The following is a 17,185-nucleotide window of genomic DNA, read 5'->3' on the forward strand; positions in this document are numbered from 1 at the left end:
GCCCATCGGCCCGAGGACTCGCAGGTACGACCGAAGGGCGGACAGGCGGCGCGGACTGACGCGCCGTCTGTCCGCCTTTCTGCGTGCCCGGATGGCGGACGTGTATCTTCCGGGCCGAGAGCCTTCGAAGGGACCAATCCGGTGAACAAGAAGTTTGCGGCCGCGGTGTCCGGCGGTGCGGTACTGATGCTCGTGCTGTCCGGCTGCGGCGGTGACGACGGGGACGAGAAGGCCAACGCCTGGGCCAAGAAGGTCTGCGACAAGTGGCAGCCCGAGCTGAAGAAGATCGAGACCGCCAACGCGGACATCAAGCGGGTGGCGACCGAGAGCAGCAAGCCCGACGAGGTGCAGACGACCGACTCGGCGGCGTTCGGGAGCATGTCCGGGGCGTACCAGTCGATGGGGAACGCCCTGCAGGGGGCGGGAGTTCCTCCGGTCAAGGACGGCCAGACGACCCAGGAAGCGGCGGTCAAGGGCTTCGCGGCGACGTCCAAGGGCTACGCCGACCTGAAGACGAAGATGGAAGGCCTGGACCCGAAGGACCAGACGAAGTTCGCCGAGGGCCTCAAGGAGGTGGCCGGCGGACTCGAAGCGGCCACCCAGGGCGGCAAGGACGCGCTTAACACGCTCAAGACGGGCGGCCTGGACAAGGCGATGAACGGCCAGAAGGGCTGCCAGGTCACGACGCCGTCGCCGGCGAAGTGAGGTAGCGGGCCGCCTCGGTCGCCGGCGGTCACGGCGGCTACGGCGGTCGCGGCGTCACAACGGCCACAGGGGCCACGACAGCCACAGCGGCCACAGCGGTACGCGGAACGGGGCGGCGGGGTGCGGGGCGCCCCGCCGCCCCGGCGCATACCGGGTCACCGGGTCACCGGCCGCGCGGCGCACGCTTCTGCGGCGTCAGCCGACACAATGGACCGGTGAGTACCACCAGCCTTCCCACGCCCGACCGCGCCGCCGAGCTCCGCACGGCCCTGCTCGCCGCCGGCTTCACCGCCGACGGCCTGCTCGACCTGCTCGGCGCCCCCGCCTACGCCGCGCTGGCCCGCAGCGAGACGGTCCCCGCCCTGCGCGCCACGCGCGGCAGTGGCGACGGCCCGCTCGCGAGCCTGGTCCGGCTGTTCCTGCTCCAGCAGTCGGAGCCGTACGCGCGCGCCGCGCAGGCGCTGCCCGTCGAAGCCGCGCTGGCCGACGGCTGGCTGCGCAGGGAGGAGGCCGCCGGTGGCGAGGACACGGTGTACGCCACCGTCGACGTGCGCCCGTTCGGCGGTCCCGACGGCGAGGACTGGTTCATCGTCTCCGACCTCGGCTGCGCCGTCGGCGGGGCCGGCGGGATCGGCAGCCGCGAGGAAGGCGTGGTCCTCGGGGTCGGCGGAGCCTCCACGACGCTGGCCGGGATCACCGTCCGCACCCCGGTCGCGACCGCCCTCGACCTCGGCACCGGCTCCGGCATCCAGGCCCTGCACGCCGCCGGGCACGCCACCCGGGTCACCGCCACCGACGTCAACCCGAGGGCCCTGGAATTCACCCGTCTGACCCTGGCGCTGTCCGGCGCCCAGGAGGCCGAGCTGCTCCTCGGGTCCCTGTTCGAGCCGGTCGGCGAGGCCACGTACGACCTGATCGTGTCGAATCCACCGTTCGTGATCTCTCCCGGTGCCCGGCTGACGTACCGCGACGGCGGGATGGGCGGCGACGACCTGTGCCGGACCCTCGTCCAGCAGGCCGGCACGCACCTCAACCCGGGCGGGTACGCGCAGTTCCTCGGCAACTGGCAGCACGTGGAGGGCGAGGACTGGCACGACCGGGTCCGCTCCTGGGTGCCGCGCGGCTGCGATGCGTGGATCGTGCAGCGTGACGTGCAGGACGTGACGCAGTACGCGGAACTTTGGCTGCGCGACGCGGGCGACCACCGCACCGACCCCGCCGAGTACACCCGCCGGTACGAGGACTGGCTGGACGAGTTCGAGGCCCGCAAGACCAAGGCCGTCGGCTTCGGCTGGATCACGCTGCGCCGCAGCGACGCAGTGGAGCCGTCGGTCGTGGTCGAGGAGTGGCCGCATTCGGTGGAACAGCCTCTGGGCGACGCCGTCGTCGCCCACTTCGCCCGGCAGGACTACCTGCGGGACCACGACGACGCGGCCCTGCTGGAGGCCCGCTTCGTGCTGGCGGCGGAGGTCGTCCAGGAGCAGGTCGGCGCCCCCGGCGCGGAGGACCCGGAGCACGTGGTGCTCCGCCAGAACCGCGGGATGCGTCGCGCGACCAAGGTCGACACGGTCGGGGCGGGATTCGCGGGAGTGTGCGACGGCTCACTCACGGCGGGCCGGATCCTGGACGCGATCGCGCACCTGGTGCAGGAGGATCCGGTGGTCCTGCGGGACCGGACTCCGGAGTCGATCCGGATGCTGGTCGAGCAGGGATTCCTGGAGCCGACCGAGAGCTGACGGTGCCCTGCCGGCGCCGCCGCGGCCCTCCGGCGGCGCCCCTTCCGCGGCCGCCGGGCCGTGGCCGGATCCGTGATGTAACCCGGGGTTCGCGCGCCGTTTCCCCTCGGCTGTCAGGCTCCCGTACGGGGGACGGCCAAGGGGTCGGAGACGGGATCCGGGGGGATCCGTACGGGACCCCTGGAGCGGCCCGAGGGTAAGGGGGGAACGGCATGGAGAGCGGTCCGGCAATCTTCGCGGGGGCCGTGTTCCTGCTGTTCGGGGCCGCTCTGCTGGGCTGGACGGGGGCGCGCACCCTGCACCGCGCGCCGGTGGCCGAGGGTGTGCGCCCCGTCGTGGCCGTTCCGCTGGCGCTGCTCGCCTCCGGAGTGTCCCTGGCGCTCGGCGTCTGGTGCCTCGCCCGCCCGTGACCCGGGGCCTGCTCACCGGCGCGCCGACCAGTGTGGATCTTGGTCGGAAACGGGGCGTCAGGTGGGTGCGGGAGCGGGGCCAGACGGCCCCCTGGCCACTCGGCCCGGTGATCGCGACGGGTCCGGCGCGGTATCCGGGCGGCAGAAATGGCACTTGTCGGGTTACCGTTCGAGTGGCCGTTGCGGGCTTCCGCCGTTTGACACGGGGGCGGGTTGTACCGTCACACTCCGCAGCGTCGCCGTACCGCGACCGAGTGCCGACCGGAGAGAAGAGCCAAGTTGTCCCCGACTAGCGAGACCGCAAAGGGCGGCCGCCGACTCGTCATCGTCGAGTCCCCTGCCAAGGCGAAGACCATCAAGGGCTACCTCGGCCCGGGATACGTCGTCGAGGCGAGCGTCGGGCACATCCGCGACCTGCCGAGCGGCGCGGCCGAGGTTCCCGACAAGTACACCGGCGAGGTCCGCCGTCTCGGCGTGGACGTCGAGCACGACTTCGCGCCGATCTACGTCGTCAACGCGGACAAGAAGGCGCAGGTCCGCAAGCTCAAGGACCTGCTGGCCGAGTCCGACGAACTCTTCCTCGCCACCGATGAGGACCGCGAGGGCGAAGCCATCGCGTGGCACCTGCAGGAAGTCCTCAAGCCCAAGGTCCCCGTCCACCGGATGGTCTTCCACGAGATCACCAAGGACGCGATCCGCGACGCCGTCGCCAACCCGCGCGAGCTGAACCAGCGCATGGTCGACGCCCAGGAGACCCGCCGCATCCTCGACCGCCTCTACGGCTACGAGGTCTCGCCGGTCCTGTGGAAGAAGGTCATGCCGAAGCTGTCGGCGGGCCGCGTGCAGTCGGTGGCCACCCGTCTCGTCGTCGAGCGCGAGCGCGAGCGCATCGCCTTCCGCTCCGCCGAGTACTGGGACCTCACCGGAACCTTCTCCACCGGCCGCGCCGGTGACGCCTCCGACCCCTCGACGCTGGTCGCCCGCCTGAACACGGTGGACGGCAAGCGCGTCGCGCAGGGTCGCGACTTCGGCTCGAACGGGCAGCTCAAGAGCGAGGTCCTGCACCTCGACGAGGCGAACGCCCGGGCGCTGGCCGCCGCGCTGGCGGACACCTCGTTCGCCGTCCGCTCGGTCGAGTCCAAGCCGTACCGCCGCTCCCCGTACGCTCCGTTCCGTACGACGACGCTCCAGCAGGAGGCCTCGCGCAAGCTCGGCTTCGGCGCGAAGGCGACGATGCAGGTGGCGCAGAAGCTGTACGAGAACGGCTTCATCACCTACATGCGTACCGACTCCACCACGCTCTCCGACACCGCGGTGTCGGCAGCGCGGGCGCAGGTCACGCAGCTCTACGGGGCCGACTACCTGCCGGAGAAGCCGCGTGTCTACGCGGGCAAGGTCAAGAACGCGCAGGAGGCGCACGAGGCGATCCGCCCCTCGGGTGATCGTTTCCGCACCCCGGCCGAGACTGGTCTGACCGGCGACCAGTTCCGTCTGTACGAGCTCATCTGGAAGCGGACCGTCGCCTCCCAGATGAAGGACGCGACCGGCAACTCGGTCACCGTCAAGATCGGCGGCCGCGCTTCGGACGGCCGGGACGCCGAGTTCACCGCCTCCGGCAAGACGATCACCTTCCACGGGTTCATGAAGGCGTACGTCGAGGGCGCGGACGACCCGAACGCCGAGCTCGACGACCGCGAGAAGCGGCTGCCGCAGGTCGCGGAGGGCGACGCGCTGTCGGCCGAGGAGATCACGGCGGACGGCCACTCGACCAAGCCGCCGGCCCGCTACACAGAGGCCTCGCTGGTCAAGGAGCTGGAAGAGCGGGAGATCGGCCGCCCGTCGACGTACGCGTCGATCATCGGCACGATCCTGGACCGCGGGTACGTCTTCAAGAAGGGCACGGCGCTCGTGCCGTCCTTCCTGTCGTTCGCCGTGGTCAACCTGCTGGAGACGCACTTCGGGCGACTCGTCGACTACGACTTCACGGCCAAGATGGAGGACGACCTCGACCGCATCGCGCGGGGCGAGGCCCAGTCCGTGCCGTGGCTGAAGCGGTTCTACTTCGGCTCCGAGCACGCGTCGGAGGTCGTGCCGGCCGACGGCGACCACCTCGGCGGTCTGAAGGAGCTGGTCACGGACCTCGGCGCGATCGACGCCCGGGAGATCTCCTCCTTCCCCGTGGGCGAGGGCATCGTGCTGCGTGTCGGCCGCTACGGGCCGTACGTCGAGCGCGGCGAGAAGGACGCGGAGGGCCACCAGCGGGCCGACGTGCCCGACGACCTGGCGCCCGACGAGCTGACGATCGGGTACGCGGAGGAGCTGTTCGCGAAGCCGAGCGGCGAGTTCGAGCTCGGCAAGGATCCGGTGAGCGGGAACGAAATCGTCGCCAAGGACGGTCGCTACGGGCCGTACGTGACGGAGATCCTGCCCGAGGGCACGCCGAAGACCGGCAAGAACGCGGTGAAGCCGCGGACGGCCTCGCTGTTCAAGTCGATGTCCCTCGACACCGTGACCCTGGACGACGCGCTGAAGCTGATGTCCCTTCCCCGGGTCGTGGGCGCGGACGCGGAGGGCGTGGAGATCACGTCCCAGAACGGCCGCTACGGCCCGTACCTGAAGAAGGGCACGGACTCGCGGTCGCTGGAGACCGAGGACCAGCTGTTCACGATCACGCTGGACGAGGCCCTCGCGATCTACGCGCAGCCGAAGCAGCGCGGTCGGGCGGCGGCCAAGCCGCCGCTGAAGGAGCTGGGCACGGACCCGGTCAGCGAGAAGCCGGTCGTCGTCAAGGACGGCCGCTTCGGACCGTACGTGACGGACGGCGAGACGAACGCGACGCTGCGGCGGGACGACGACGTCGAGACGATCACGCCCGAGCGGGGCTACGAGCTGCTCGCGGAGAAGCGGGCGAAGGGCCCGGCCAAGAAGACGGCGAAGAAGGCCACGGCCAAGAAGGCGCCCGCGAAGAAGGCGACGGCGACGAAGACGGCTGCCGCGAAGAAGACCGCGGCGAAGACGACGACAGCGAAGACGACGACAGCGAAGAAGACGGCCGCCAAGAAGACGGTGGCCAAGAAGGCGACGGCCAAGAAGACGGCCGCCGCCCCGGCAGCCGCCGAAGAGTAACCCCCGACGGGGACGTAACCCCGACAGGGATGTAACCCCGACAGGGATGTAACCCCCCGACGGGGCTGGACGCGCCGCACCGGCCGATCCAGCCCCGCCGGCCCGGGAAAAGGTGGGTCCAGGGTCACACCCGGGCTTGTCCACAGGCTTCCGCACCCGCCAAGCGCAGCGGATAGGCTGGGCGGATGACGCGAGCCGAGCAGCCAACGGTCGTGACCGCCCCCGCGAACCCCACCTACGACGAAGCCCTCGCCGCGGATTCCCGCGAGCGTGCGGTGCGCGCCCTGCTGCGCACCCCGAGGCTGCGCCGGCTGTGGAGCGCCCAGCTGGTGAGCGGCATCGGCGATGCCCTCGCCCTGCTGGTGCTGGTGCTGCTGGCCTTCCAGACGGCCGTCTCCGAAGAGACCTTCGGCGGTGGCTACCGGGGCTGGGCCTTCACCGTCGCCGCCGTCTTCGGGGTCCGGATCCTCGCCACGCTGCTCTTCGGCGCCGTGCTGCTCGGGCCGCTGGCCAAGCTCCTCGCGCCGAAGGAGGCCGGCGGCAAGCTGGACCGCCGCTGGACGATGATCGGCGCCGACGGGGTCCGGCTCGGCTTGTTCGTCGTCGCGCCGCTCTGGCTCGACTGGATCCCGGCCCACGCGCTGACCGCGCTGCTGGCGACCGTCTTCGTATCCGGCGTCGCCGAGCGGCTGTGGAGCCTGGCCAAGGACAGCGCGGCTCCCGCCCTGCTGCCCTCGCCGCCGCCGGAGGGGGCGAGCGTACGGCCGCTGCCGGACCACCTCGACGCACTGCGCCGGCTGACCCTGCGGACGACCTTCGCCGCGATGCCCGTCGCCGCTGCCGTGCTGCTCGCCGCGACCCTGGTCGGCAACGCCCTCGGCCTCGGCGTGGACTGGTTCGCCGAGAACCAGGCCGCCCTCGGCTCGTACGTGGCCTCCGGCCTCTTCGCGGCGTCCGTCTCGCTGCTGCTCCCGCTGGTGCTGCCCGCGACGAAGACCCCGCGCCCGCGGTCCCCGCTGGAGGGCCTGCGGGCCCCCAAGGTGGGAGACCGGCCGGAGAAGGGCCGTACCGGGGCCATCCCGCTGCTCGTCCTGGCCTGCGCCGCCGTCGCCGGAGCCGTGGCCAGTGCCGCGGCCGTGGCCGTCCTGCACGCCTTCGACCTCGGCGGCGGTCCCGCCACCTTCGCCCTGCTCGTCCTGGCGCTGCTCGGCGGTACCGCCGTCGGGATCCGTGCCAACCAGGCCGGCAAGGTGGTGCCCGCGCTCTCCCGGCGCCGGCTGCTCGCCCTGTCGATCGCGGTGGCCGGGCTGGCGCTGCTGCTGACCGGGCTCGTCCCGGACACGGCGACCGTGCTGTTCCTGTCGCTGCTCGCCGGCACCGCCGCGGGCGTGGCCGCCAACACCGGGCACACCCTGCTGGACCAGGAGACCGAGGAGTTCCGCCGGGCCCGGATAACCGAGCACCTGCAGGCCGTCGTACGGGTGGCGGTGGGCATCGGCGCCGTCCTCGCCCCGGTCCTGGCCGCGGCGATCGGACCGCACCGGCTGGCCGGCGGGGACGTCGTGTTCGCGCACGGCGGGGCCGCCTTCACCCTGATGCTGGTCGGCGCCCTGCTGCTGCCCGTAGCCGTCGTGGTGCTTGCCAAGGCCGACGACCGCAGCGGCGTACCGCTGCGCCGTGACCTGCGCGATGCGCTGCGCGGTGGGGAGCCGGTGCAGGCCGCGTCCGACGCCGGGTTCTTCATCGCCCTGGAGGGCGGCGACGGCGCCGGCAAGTCCACCCAGGTCGAGGCGCTGGCCGACTGGATCCGGAGCAAGGGCCACGAGGTCGTCGTGACCCGCGAGCCGGGGGCCACGCCGGTCGGCAAGCGGCTCCGCTCGATCCTGCTCGACGTCTCCTCGGCCGGGCTGTCGAACCGTGCCGAGGCCCTGCTGTACGCCGCCGACCGCGCGGAGCACGTGGATACCGTGGTGCGGCCCGCCCTGGAGCGCGGCGCGGTCGTCATCTCCGACCGCTACATCGACTCCTCGGTGGCCTACCAGGGCGCCGGCCGCGACCTGTCCCCGACCGAGATCGCCCGGATCTCGCGCTGGGCCACCGACGGGCTCGTCCCGAACCTGACCGTGCTGCTCGACGTATCGCCGGAGACGGCGCGCGAGCGGTTCACCGAGGCCCCGGACCGGCTGGAGTCGGAGCCCGCCGAGTTCCACCAGCGGGTGCGGGCCGGCTTCCTGACGCTGGCCGCGGCCGACCCCGGCCGCTACCTGGTGGTCGACGCCGGCCAGGACCCGCAGTCCGTCACCACCGTCGTGCGCCACCGCCTGGACCGGATGCTTCCGCTCTCGGAGGCCGAGATGGCGGCTCAGGTCGAAGCCCGTCGCAAGGCCGAGGAGGACGCCCGGCGCAGGGCCGAGGAAGAGGCGGCGCGCAAGGCCGAGGAAGAGCGGCTGCGGGCCGAGGAGGAAGCCCGGCTGAAGGCCGAGGCCGAGGCCGCCAGGATCAAGGCCGAGGCCGAAGCCGCCCGCAGGGCGGAGGAGGAGCGGCTGCGCGCCGAGGAGGAGGCCCGCGCCCGGGCCGAGGCCGAGCGGCTGCGCCTGGAGGCGGAGGAGAAGGCCCGCGCGGCCGAGCAGGAGCGGCTGCGCAAGCAGGCGGAGGAAGAGGCCCGGCTGCGTGCCGAGGCCGAGGAGCGGCGGCTGGAGAAGCAGCGGCGGGCCGAGGAGGCCCTGCTGCGGGCCGAGGAGGCGCGCCGGCTGGCGGAGGCCTCGGCGGCTGCGGCGGCTGCCCAGGCCGCGGCGGCTTCTGCGGCTTCGGCGGCGGCTTCGGCTCCTGCCGCGGCTCCGATGCCCGAGCCGAAGTCTGCTCCGGCGCCTGCTCCGGAACCGGCAGCTCCGGCTCCCAAGGTGGCGATGACCAAGGAGCCGCTGCCGGACGACGCGGTGACGGTGGAGACCCCGCTGGCCAAGCGGGTCGTCCAGCCGGACGACGTGACGCAGACGGTGCCGGTGCCGAAGATCGACCCGGCGGCGGAGACCTCGGTGCTGCCGGCGGTCCCGCCGGCCGGTCCGACCGACGAGACGGCGGTCCTGCCGCCCGTCCGGCCGTCCCGTAGGACCCCTGCGGCCGGGCAGGCCCCGTCCGGGCAGGCCCACTCCGCCGTGCGGCCGACGGCCCGGCGTCCGCAGGAAAGCCCGGCCGACCGGGTTCCGCCGGGCATCTTCCGGGATACGGGCGACGACGTGACCCGTGAGCTCCCCGTCTTCGGCGAGGACGGCCGCCCGGGCGGGCAGCAGCGACAGGACGGTCAGGACGGGCAGGACCGGCAGGGTCAGCCGACGCGGTCGGACCGGCCGCGGCCCGCCTGGGCCGAGGAGACCCCGCTGGACGATCTGCCGACCCTGGCGGACGAGCTGCTCGGCCGGCGCCGGGACGACGAGGACGAAGAGGGCGGTCCGCGCCGCCGCTGACGGGGATTGTCAGTGGCGCACGCCACACTGGGGGCGGGCGGAGCAGGACGAGCGCGAGCGGTACGGACGGCCGGCGGAGACGCCGGTGAAAGGCGGTGGGCGACATGCCCGTATGGGACGACCTGGTGGGCCAGGAGCGGGTGCAGGCGCAGCTCGCCGCCGCTGCCCTGGACGCCGACGCCCTGGTCACCGCCGTCGAGGCCGGGTCGCCGCCGCCCGCGGCGTCCAAGATGACGCACGCCTGGCTGTTCACCGGACCGCCGGGCTCCGGGCGGGCCACCGCCGCCCGGGCCTTCGCGGCCGCCCTGCAGTGCACCAGCCCCGACCGGGCCCTCGGGGGTGAGCCCGGCTGCGGATTCTGCGACGGCTGCCACACCACCGTGGTCGGCACGCACGCCGATGTGGAGATCGTCCGTACCGATCTGCTGTCCATCGGTGTGAAGGAGACCCGCGCCCTGGTCCGCCGGGCGCAGCTCTCCCCGGCCGTGGGCCGCTGGCAGGTCATCGTCCTGGAGGACGCCGACCGGCTGACCGAGGGTGCGGGCAACGTGCTCCTCAAGGCAGTGGAGGAGCCCGCTCCGCGGACCGTGTGGCTGCTGTGCGCGCCCTCGCTGGAGGACGTGCTGCCCACCATCCGCTCCCGCTGCCGCCATCTGACCCTGCGCACCCCGTCGGTCACCGCCGTCGCCGACGTGCTGGTCCGGCGCGACGGCATCGAGCCCACCGTCGCCGCGGCCGCCGCGCGCGCGACCCAGGGCCACATCGGCCGGGCCCGCCGGCTCGCGCAGGACGAGTCCGCCCGGGCCCGCCGGGCCGGCGTGCTGAAGCTCCCGCTCCGCATCGACGACGTGGGCGGCTGCCTCAAGGCGGCCCAGGAGCTGGTCGACGCCGCCGCCGAGGACGCCAAGCAGGTCGCGGAGGAGGTCGACGCGAAGGAGACCGAGGACCTGAGGGCAGCGCTCGGCGCCGGGGCCGGCACCGGCGGCCGCATGCCGCGCGGCACGGCGGGCGTGATGAAGGAACTCGAAGACCGGCAGAAGCGCCGCCGCACCCGCACCCAGCGCGACACCCTCGACCTGGCGCTGACCGACCTCACCGGCTTCTACCGGGACGTCCTGGCCCTCCAGCTCGGCTCCTCGCTGGCGATCGCGAACGAGGAGATACGGGCCGACCTGGACCGCATCGCCCGTGCGTCCGGACCGGAGCGCACCCTGCGCCGGATCGAAGCGATCATCGCCTGCCGTGATGCCCTGGACCGCAACGTGGCCCCGCTCCTCGCGGTCGAGGCGATGACGATGTCGCTGCGCGCGGGCTGACCGCCGTACGTTGACCGCTTCACCCGAATGAGCGATCCGGCGAGGTCGGACCGGGTACCGCGGGTCCCGGGCGGGGCTGCGGCGCGTCCCCGGGCGGCGGGCGGCGGGTCGGCGCACGCTCGCCCGGCCGGGGTGCCCGGCAGGACGTAGGCTCCGGGGATGGACACCAGTCGCCTGCTGCGTACCACCGGAACCGTGATCGCAGCCGCCGGGCTGCTGCTCTCCGGGTGCACCTCGGACGGGTCGGGGGGACCCCGGGCAGCCGCCTCCTCGTCCGGGGGCTCCACGCAACTGGCCGCTCCGCCCGCGGTCCCGGCGGCGCTGCGCCCGTACTACGAGCAGAAGCTGAGCTGGCGCGACTGCGGTGTCCCCGGGTTCCAGTGCGCCACGATGAAGGCCCCGCTGGACTACGCGCATCCCGAGTCCGGCCAGGACATCGACATCGCCGTCGCCCGCCGCCAGGCCACGGGCCCGGGCAAGCGGCTGGGCTCGCTCGTGGTCAACCCGGGCGGACCGGGCGGCTCCGGCATCGGGTACCTCCAGGCGTACGCGGGCATCGGCTACCCGGCGGCCGTCCGCGCCCAGTACGACATGGTCTCCTTCGACCCGCGCGGAGTGGACCGCAGCAGCCCGGTGCAGTGCCTCACCGGGCCGGAGATGGACAAGTTCACGCAGGTGGACCAGACGCCGGACAACGCGGCGGAGCAGGCCGAGCTGGTGACCGCGTTCAAGGACTTCGCCGCCGGCTGCCAGACCCGCTCGCAGCGGATCCTGCCGCACGTCTCGACCGTCGAGGCCGCCCGCGACATGGACATGCTCCGCGCGGTGCTGGGCGACGAGAAGCTGACGTACGTCGGCGCCTCGTACGGCACCCTCCTCGGGGCGACGTACGCCGACCTCTTCCCCGGCCGGGTCGGGCGGCTCGTCCTGGACGGCGCCATGGACCCCTCCCGTCCGGCGCTCGAAATGAACCGCGACCAGACCGGGGGCTTCGAGACGGCCCTGCGCTCCTTCGCGAAGGACTGCGCGAAGCAGTCCGACTGCCCGCTCGGCAAGGGCAGCCCGGAGGCGATCGCGGACCGGCTCAAGGAGTTCTTCCGCAAGGTCGACGCCCAGCCCGTGCCCAGCGGCGATCCGGACCGCCCGCTGGGCGAGTCCCTCGCCACGACCGGGGTGATCGCGGCGCTGTACGACGAGAGCGCGTGGCCGCAGCTGCGCGAGGCGCTGACATCGGCGATGAACGGTGACGGGTCCGGCCTCCTCGGCCTCGCCGACAGCTACTACGAGCGCGAACCGGACGGCAAGTACGCGAACTTGATGTTCGCGAACGCCGCTGTCAACTGCCTGGACCAGCCGCCGGCCTTCGCCGGCCCCAAGGCGGTCGAGGCGGCCCTTCCCTCCTTCGAGAAGGCCTCGCCGGTGTTCGGCTCCGGCCTGGCCTGGGCCGCGCTGAACTGCGCGTACTGGCCGGTCAAGGCCACCGGCACGGCCGGCGCGCTGCCCGCGAAGGGCGCCCCGCCGATCGTGGTGGTCGGCACGGTCCGGGACCCGGCGACCCCGTACAAGTGGGCCCAGGCCCTGGCGCAGCAGCTCGACTCGGGCGTCCTACTGACGTACGACGGCGACGGGCACACGGCGTACGGACGCGGCAGCACCTGCATCGACACGGCGATCAACACCTACCTGCTGGAGGGAACTCCGCCGAAGGACGGCAAGAAGTGCACCTAGCGCCGCCCGCCGCGCACCCCCGCACAACGTGGTTCGGGGCACCCCGTTCGAGCCTGTAGACTTGGCGCCGCTGCTGATGAGCGCTCCCTTCCGAGGGAACACTTGTCTGACCAGCGGTGCCGCCTTAGCTCAGTTGGCCAGAGCAACGCACTCGTAATGCGTAGGTCTCGGGTTCGAATCCCGAAGGCGGCTCTGTAGAACCCCCAGGACTCACTCGCCGTGACCTGGGGGTTTTGCTATTTCCGGGGTCGGTCGGCGCATGCGGTGGCCAGGGCCCGGGACCCCGTGCGTGAGCGATGCGTGAGCGGAGGGGCCGTCAGCCCTTCTTAGCGGCCTTCTTGGCCTTGCCCTTCCTCTTCCCCTTGGCCTTCTCGGCTTGCTTGGCCTTCTTGGCGGCCTTGCGGGCCTGATCTTCCTGCTCGGCCTTGCGCTGGAGGGGGACCAGCTTGGCTGTGGCCTCGGCGGCGCTCTTGCCGACGTGGGGGAGCACGCTCTGGTAGATGTCGCGCGTGATCCGGGTGTCGCTGTGCCCGAGCGTGTCCGACACGATCTTGATGTCGATGTCGGCGGCCAGCATGAGCGTGGCCGCGCCGTGCCGGAGGTCGTGCAGCCGGATCGGCGGCAGCCCGGAGGCCGCGACGAGCCGCTCGAAGAGATCGGTCACCTTGCCCGGGTGGAGCCAGGAGCCGTCCTCCTGGGTGAAGACGAGCCCGGTGTTCACCCAGGCCGACCCCCACTCGGCGCGGTCGGCCTCCTGCTGCTTGCGGTGCCGCTCCAGGACGCCGACTGTGTCGTCGTCGAGTGCGACGACGCGGAAGCCGCTATCCGTCTTCGGCTCGGACGCCTCGACCTCCCAGCCGTCCTGGACGAGCTGCCCCGTCACGGTGAGGGAGTGCCGGTCGAGATTGGTCTCCGACCACGGCTGTCCGCACGCCTCACCCCGCCGCAGGCCGCGGAACGCGATCAGGTGCCACATCGCGTACAGCCGGTCGTCGGCGACGAAGTCGAGGAAGGCGCCTGTCTGTTCCGGCGTCCAGACCATCACCGGGGAGGGCTTCTCGCCGGTCTGCTCCCACTTGGCGACCCGCTCGTCCGTCCACACCAGCGCCTTCGGCTTGCGCACCGGATCGATCTCGACGTGGGCCGCCGGGTTGAACGTGATGATCTGCTGCCCGATCGCATCGTTCAGGGACGCGCGGAGCGTCGCCTTCACGTGCTGGCGCGTCGCCGGACCTGTCACCCGGCGGAAGGCCGGCATCGCGTCGAGCGCAGCCTTCAGCGCCTTCCGGCGAGCACGGTTCTCGCCGCCCTTCCACGGGATCGTCGCCAACTCCTCTACAGCAGCACGTCGCTGGGCGTTCTGCTCCACGACCTCGGCGTTGCCGTCGGCGATGGCCGTGAACATCTCGCTCAGGTGGCTGACCCGCAGCCGGTCGAGGCGCCGGTGCCCGATGTGCGGCTTGAGGTGCACGCGGATGTCGGTCTCGTAGCGGCTGATGCCCGACTTCCGGATTCGCTTGCCCGCCAGCCACCGGTCCAGCCACTCGGCTACGGTCAGGCTGCCGACGAGGTCCTGGCCGGCCTTGAGTCGCCGCCGTGTCTCCTCTACGTCCGGCAGGGGCAGCTTCTCGCCGCTGACCTCCGCCAGCATCTCGGCGACCAGCTGGATGCCCTCGGGGTCGTCGGCCTTGGCGAGCCCGAGGAGAGCGCGCACATGGTCGAGGTCGGCCTGCGCCGCCTTGACGTTGGTGTACCCACCACGGGCGAACGAACGCCTGCTGCCGTCCTCGCGGAATGGCAGCTCCTGGCGTATGGAGTGCGTGCAGTGGTTCCTGCTGTTGCGCTTGGGGCAGGAAGTGCCGAGTTCCTTGCCGGTCTTGGGGTCGCGGCAGGAGCAGCGGCGGTAGGTGGAGCCCTTCAAATGTCGTCCTCTTCGTCGGTACCGGTATCGGGTGGGTCGATGTCGGCGAGTGCTGATGGCAGGTTTGGCGGGGTGGCGCCTTCGTCGCGGATTTCCCATCGGAGGCTGTAGAGCTCCTGCTTGGCGTCCTCGGCCTGTCTGGCGTAGTGGTCCCTCTTGCGTTCGGCCTCCTCGCGCTGGGCGGGGGTGGTCGCCGTTTTGGCCGCGAACCCGGTCCGTTCTGCCTCGTAGAGGGCGGCCTCGATGATGCGGACCAGGCTGGCGTGCCGGTTGAACTCGGGGATGAGTCCGGCGTCGTTGTCGCCGCTGGACTCTTCAGCGGTGAACTTCCGCATGGCGTCCCAGGTCGGGACGAGGTACTGGAAGGGGAGTTCCTGGGTCTCCTCGACGTAGCCGACGGGGAAGATCAGGCAGATCGGGGACGTGTACAGGGCCGCGGCCAAGACCATGACGTCCACCAGAGGCAGGTTGGCCCTTCGGCCGGACTCCAGGTTCGCGATCACGTTGCGCGGAATCGGGTGCCCTAGTTCTTCACATCGGTCTGCCAGCCGTTGGGCGCTCCACCCCATCTCCTTCCGTCGTCGGCGGACCTCGCCGGCGACGTTGTTCTTGATCCGGTCGACCCATTCCGGGAAGTCGTCAGGGTCTCCATCATCCAAACGGCGTTGTGTCATGGAGACACATTAACTTCCTTAGCGTTGTTCTCGTAGGCCTGGAGTCGGAAGCGGTTGCCGTGTTCGCCGAGGGCTGTGACGAGAGGAGCGCTGCGTGCGCGATGAACCGATGGCCGGCCAGTCGAACGGCATGAGGCGAGAGGAGTTGCTGGCCCTCCCGGTGGCCATTGACCTGGATACCGGCAACCGGGCCCTGGGTCTCGGGCGGAGTAAGGGCTACGAGTTGGCCAAGCGGGGCGAGTACCCGTGCAAGGTCCTGAGGCTGGGCAAGGCGTACCGCGTGGTGACCGCCGACCTGTTGAATCTGCTTGGTCTGGCCGCTTGAGGGCGAGGGAAGGTAGCAGACCATTCTGCGCTGAGCTGACACAGAAACGCTGGACTGTCCCCGGGGTCGTACGTACTGTTCGTCGTCGCCCCGCGTGGCCAGGTGCCCACGAGAGACGAGTGAGCCCCCGGCAGGCCGACGCCGGAGGTCCCCGCAACATCCCCATCCGCGACCACACGGTCAACCCCGGAGGCCTGCACGGCCGCAGCCACTGGAGAAGGAGCTGCCCCTTGGAAGCTGCGATACCTGACACCGAATCCGCACCCGACACGGCCACCTGGCCGCCGACCGCGATCCCCGGCCAGCCGGGCGCCTACCTTCAGGATCCACAGCCTGTGGGTGCCGAAGCACCCGAGAGCCCTGTGGCGGAGGTCCGGCCCGCCAAGGGGGACGCCCCTCTTGTCGGCCCTCTTACTGAGGGCGAGCAGGTCCTGTGCGACCTGCGCGCTGAGATCAGCCGCTATGTCGTGCTGCCGAGCGATGAAGCACTCTCGGCGGTGACGCTGTGGGTGGCCGCCACTCACCTGCAGACCGCATGGCAGCACGCCCCGCGCTTGGCGGTGCTGGGCCCGGCCAGGCGGTGCGGCAAGTCGCGGCTGCTGGACGTCATCACCGAAGTCGTCCACAACCCGCTGATCACGGTGAACGCTTCCGCCGCCGCGATCTTCCGGTCGATCACCGAAGTCCCGCCTACGCTGCTCGTGGACGAGGTCGACACGATCTTCGGCTCCGTGAAAGTGGCGGAGAAGAACGAGGAGATGCGCGGCCTCCTCAACGCGGGCCACCAGCGCAACCGTCCCACTCTGCGGGTGTCCGGGCCTAACCACGAAGTAGTCCAGTTCCCCACCTTCGCGATGGCCGCCCTCGCCGGCATCGGGAACCTGCCCGACACGGTCATGGACCGGTCCATCGTCCTACGCATGCGACGTCGCGGGGGCGACGAGAGCGTCGAGGAGTTCCGGGTCCCGCGGGACGTCGCCAAGCTCCACGATCTGCGTGACCGCCTCAAGGCGTGGCTTCTCCCTCGGCACACGGAGGCAATGGATCTGGTGCCGCCCATGCCGGTCCGAGACCGGGCCGCCGACACCTGGCAGCCGCTGATCGCCGTGGCCGACCTCGCCGGTGGCCAGTGGCCCGCCCTCTCCCGCACCGCGTGCGCGCGGATGGTCGCCGCCGAAACCGAGGCCGAGGAGGAACACCCCGGCGGAGCACGGATCCTCGCCGACATCCGCCGCGTCTTCGCAGCCCAGCGCGAGGCCGACAGCCTCACCACCGAGGAACTCCTGCACCACCTGTGCCAGGACCCGGAGGGCCCGTGGGCGGAGTGGGGGCGAGGCGGGCTGAAGCCTCGTGACCTCGGCGCGATGCTGCGCGGGTTCGGCATCGCCTCCGGCAACGTCCGGCTCGCCGACGGAACCCAGCGCAAGGGCTACATGCGCCACAAGTTCCTCGACCCCTGGCGGCGCTACTGCCCCACGGTCCACCCCGTCCGCCCCACCGGTCCGCCCAGCGAGAGCTGACACCCGAGCCGCCACGGTTGCCGTCCTTGCCGTCCCTGCCGTGACATCGCAGGTCAACAGGCATGCGGCCAAGACGGCAACCGGGCCCAAGACGGAACCCACCCAGGACGGCACCCGCATCCGTCTTGCCCCGTCCCCAACGTCTTGGCCCGTATCACCCCAGGTCACAGGGCTGCCGCCCGAGACGGCAGACAGCAGGTCGCCGTCCGCCGGGCGAGAGCACCGGCAGCCGAAATCGGCGGGGAGACCCCGCCCTCGCA

At 71.9% G+C, this 17,185-nt stretch carries 11 protein-coding genes and 1 tRNA gene; 10 read left to right on the forward strand and 2 right to left on the reverse strand.

What is annotated here, in order from left to right; all coding sequences use genetic code 11:
• The first annotated feature begins 141 nt into the window (after positions 1–141).
• From OG974_RS23330 to OG974_RS23365, 8 genes are all read left to right on the forward strand, one after another.
• Positions 142–705, forward strand: a complete 564-nt coding sequence (locus OG974_RS23330) for a small secreted protein (protein ID WP_327284612.1) — start codon at positions 142–144, stop codon at positions 703–705.
• Between the two features lie 215 nt (positions 706–920).
• Positions 921–2,441 (forward strand): class I SAM-dependent methyltransferase, encoded by a 1,521-nt coding sequence (locus OG974_RS23335; protein ID WP_327284613.1) that lies wholly within the window; start codon positions 921–923, stop codon positions 2,439–2,441.
• A gap of 212 nt (positions 2,442–2,653) precedes the next feature.
• Positions 2,654–2,851 (forward strand): hypothetical protein, encoded by a 198-nt coding sequence (locus tag OG974_RS23340; RefSeq protein ID WP_327284614.1) that lies wholly within the window; start codon positions 2,654–2,656, stop codon positions 2,849–2,851.
• A gap of 279 nt (positions 2,852–3,130) precedes the next feature.
• Positions 3,131–5,977 carry a type I DNA topoisomerase gene (gene topA, locus OG974_RS23345; protein ID WP_371644329.1) on the forward strand — a complete coding sequence of 949 codons (2,847 nt, stop codon included), beginning with the start codon at positions 3,131–3,133 and terminating at the stop codon, positions 5,975–5,977.
• 185 nt (positions 5,978–6,162) lie between these two features.
• Positions 6,163–9,441 carry a dTMP kinase gene (tmk, locus tag OG974_RS23350; protein WP_371644331.1) on the forward strand — a complete coding sequence of 1,093 codons (3,279 nt, stop codon included), beginning with the start codon at positions 6,163–6,165 and terminating at the stop codon, positions 9,439–9,441.
• A 104-nt stretch (positions 9,442–9,545) separates the two neighbouring features.
• Complete coding sequence (locus OG974_RS23355) at positions 9,546–10,757, forward strand: DNA polymerase III subunit delta' (RefSeq protein ID WP_327284617.1); 1,212 nt, start codon at positions 9,546–9,548, stop codon at positions 10,755–10,757.
• 159 nt (positions 10,758–10,916) lie between these two features.
• Entirely contained in the window at positions 10,917–12,485 is a 1,569-nt protein-coding gene (locus OG974_RS23360) for an alpha/beta hydrolase (protein WP_327284618.1), read from the forward strand.
• Between the two features lie 118 nt (positions 12,486–12,603).
• Positions 12,604–12,677, forward strand: a tRNA-Thr gene (locus OG974_RS23365).
• 124 nt (positions 12,678–12,801) lie between these two features.
• Here the strand turns inward: OG974_RS23365 and OG974_RS23370 are convergent.
• Together OG974_RS23370 and OG974_RS23375 are read right to left on the reverse strand one after the other, a co-directional pair.
• Positions 12,802–14,406: a tyrosine-type recombinase/integrase gene (locus OG974_RS23370; RefSeq protein WP_371644333.1), complete on the reverse strand. Its 1,605-nt coding sequence runs from the start codon at positions 14,404–14,406 to the stop codon at positions 12,802–12,804.
• Positions 14,403–15,080 (reverse strand): helix-turn-helix domain-containing protein, encoded by a 678-nt coding sequence (locus OG974_RS23375; RefSeq protein ID WP_371644335.1) that lies wholly within the window; start codon positions 15,078–15,080, stop codon positions 14,403–14,405. The genes OG974_RS23370 and OG974_RS23375 overlap by 4 nt, the downstream gene beginning before the upstream one ends.
• A 109-nt stretch (positions 15,081–15,189) precedes the next feature.
• On the opposite strand from OG974_RS23375, the gene OG974_RS23380 reads away from it, so the two are divergent.
• Together OG974_RS23380 and OG974_RS23385 are read left to right on the forward strand one after the other, a co-directional pair.
• The gene (locus OG974_RS23380) at positions 15,190–15,405 is read left to right on the forward strand and encodes a hypothetical protein (RefSeq protein ID WP_234348785.1); all 216 of its coding nucleotides are present in this window, start codon (positions 15,190–15,192) and stop codon (positions 15,403–15,405) included.
• A 230-nt stretch (positions 15,406–15,635) separates the two neighbouring features.
• On the forward strand, positions 15,636–16,925 hold the full coding sequence (locus OG974_RS23385; protein WP_371644337.1) for a DUF3631 domain-containing protein: 1,290 nt from the start codon (positions 15,636–15,638) through the stop codon (positions 16,923–16,925).
• Positions 16,926–17,185: the final 260 nt, after the last annotated feature.

This window comes from Streptomyces sp. NBC_00597 (assembly GCF_041431095.1).
GTDB lineage: Bacteria > Actinomycetota > Actinomycetes > Streptomycetales > Streptomycetaceae > Streptomyces.

What these genes read in the sequence shown, in the direction of transcription:
- OG974_RS23375 (WP_371644335.1), bottom strand. Translation starts at nt 15,080, where the DNA reads ATGACACAACGCCGTTTGGATGATGGAGACCCTGACGACTTCCCGGAA.
- OG974_RS23355 (WP_327284617.1), top strand. Translation starts at nt 9,546, where the DNA reads ATGCCCGTATGGGACGACCTGGTGGGCCAGGAGCGGGTGCAGGCGCAG.
- OG974_RS23340 (WP_327284614.1), top strand. Translation starts at nt 2,654, where the DNA reads ATGGAGAGCGGTCCGGCAATCTTCGCGGGGGCCGTGTTCCTGCTGTTC.
- OG974_RS23360 (WP_327284618.1), top strand. Translation starts at nt 10,917, where the DNA reads ATGGACACCAGTCGCCTGCTGCGTACCACCGGAACCGTGATCGCAGCC.
- OG974_RS23380 (WP_234348785.1), top strand. Translation starts at nt 15,190, where the DNA reads ATGGCCGGCCAGTCGAACGGCATGAGGCGAGAGGAGTTGCTGGCCCTC.
- tmk (WP_371644331.1), top strand. Translation starts at nt 6,163, where the DNA reads ATGACGCGAGCCGAGCAGCCAACGGTCGTGACCGCCCCCGCGAACCCC.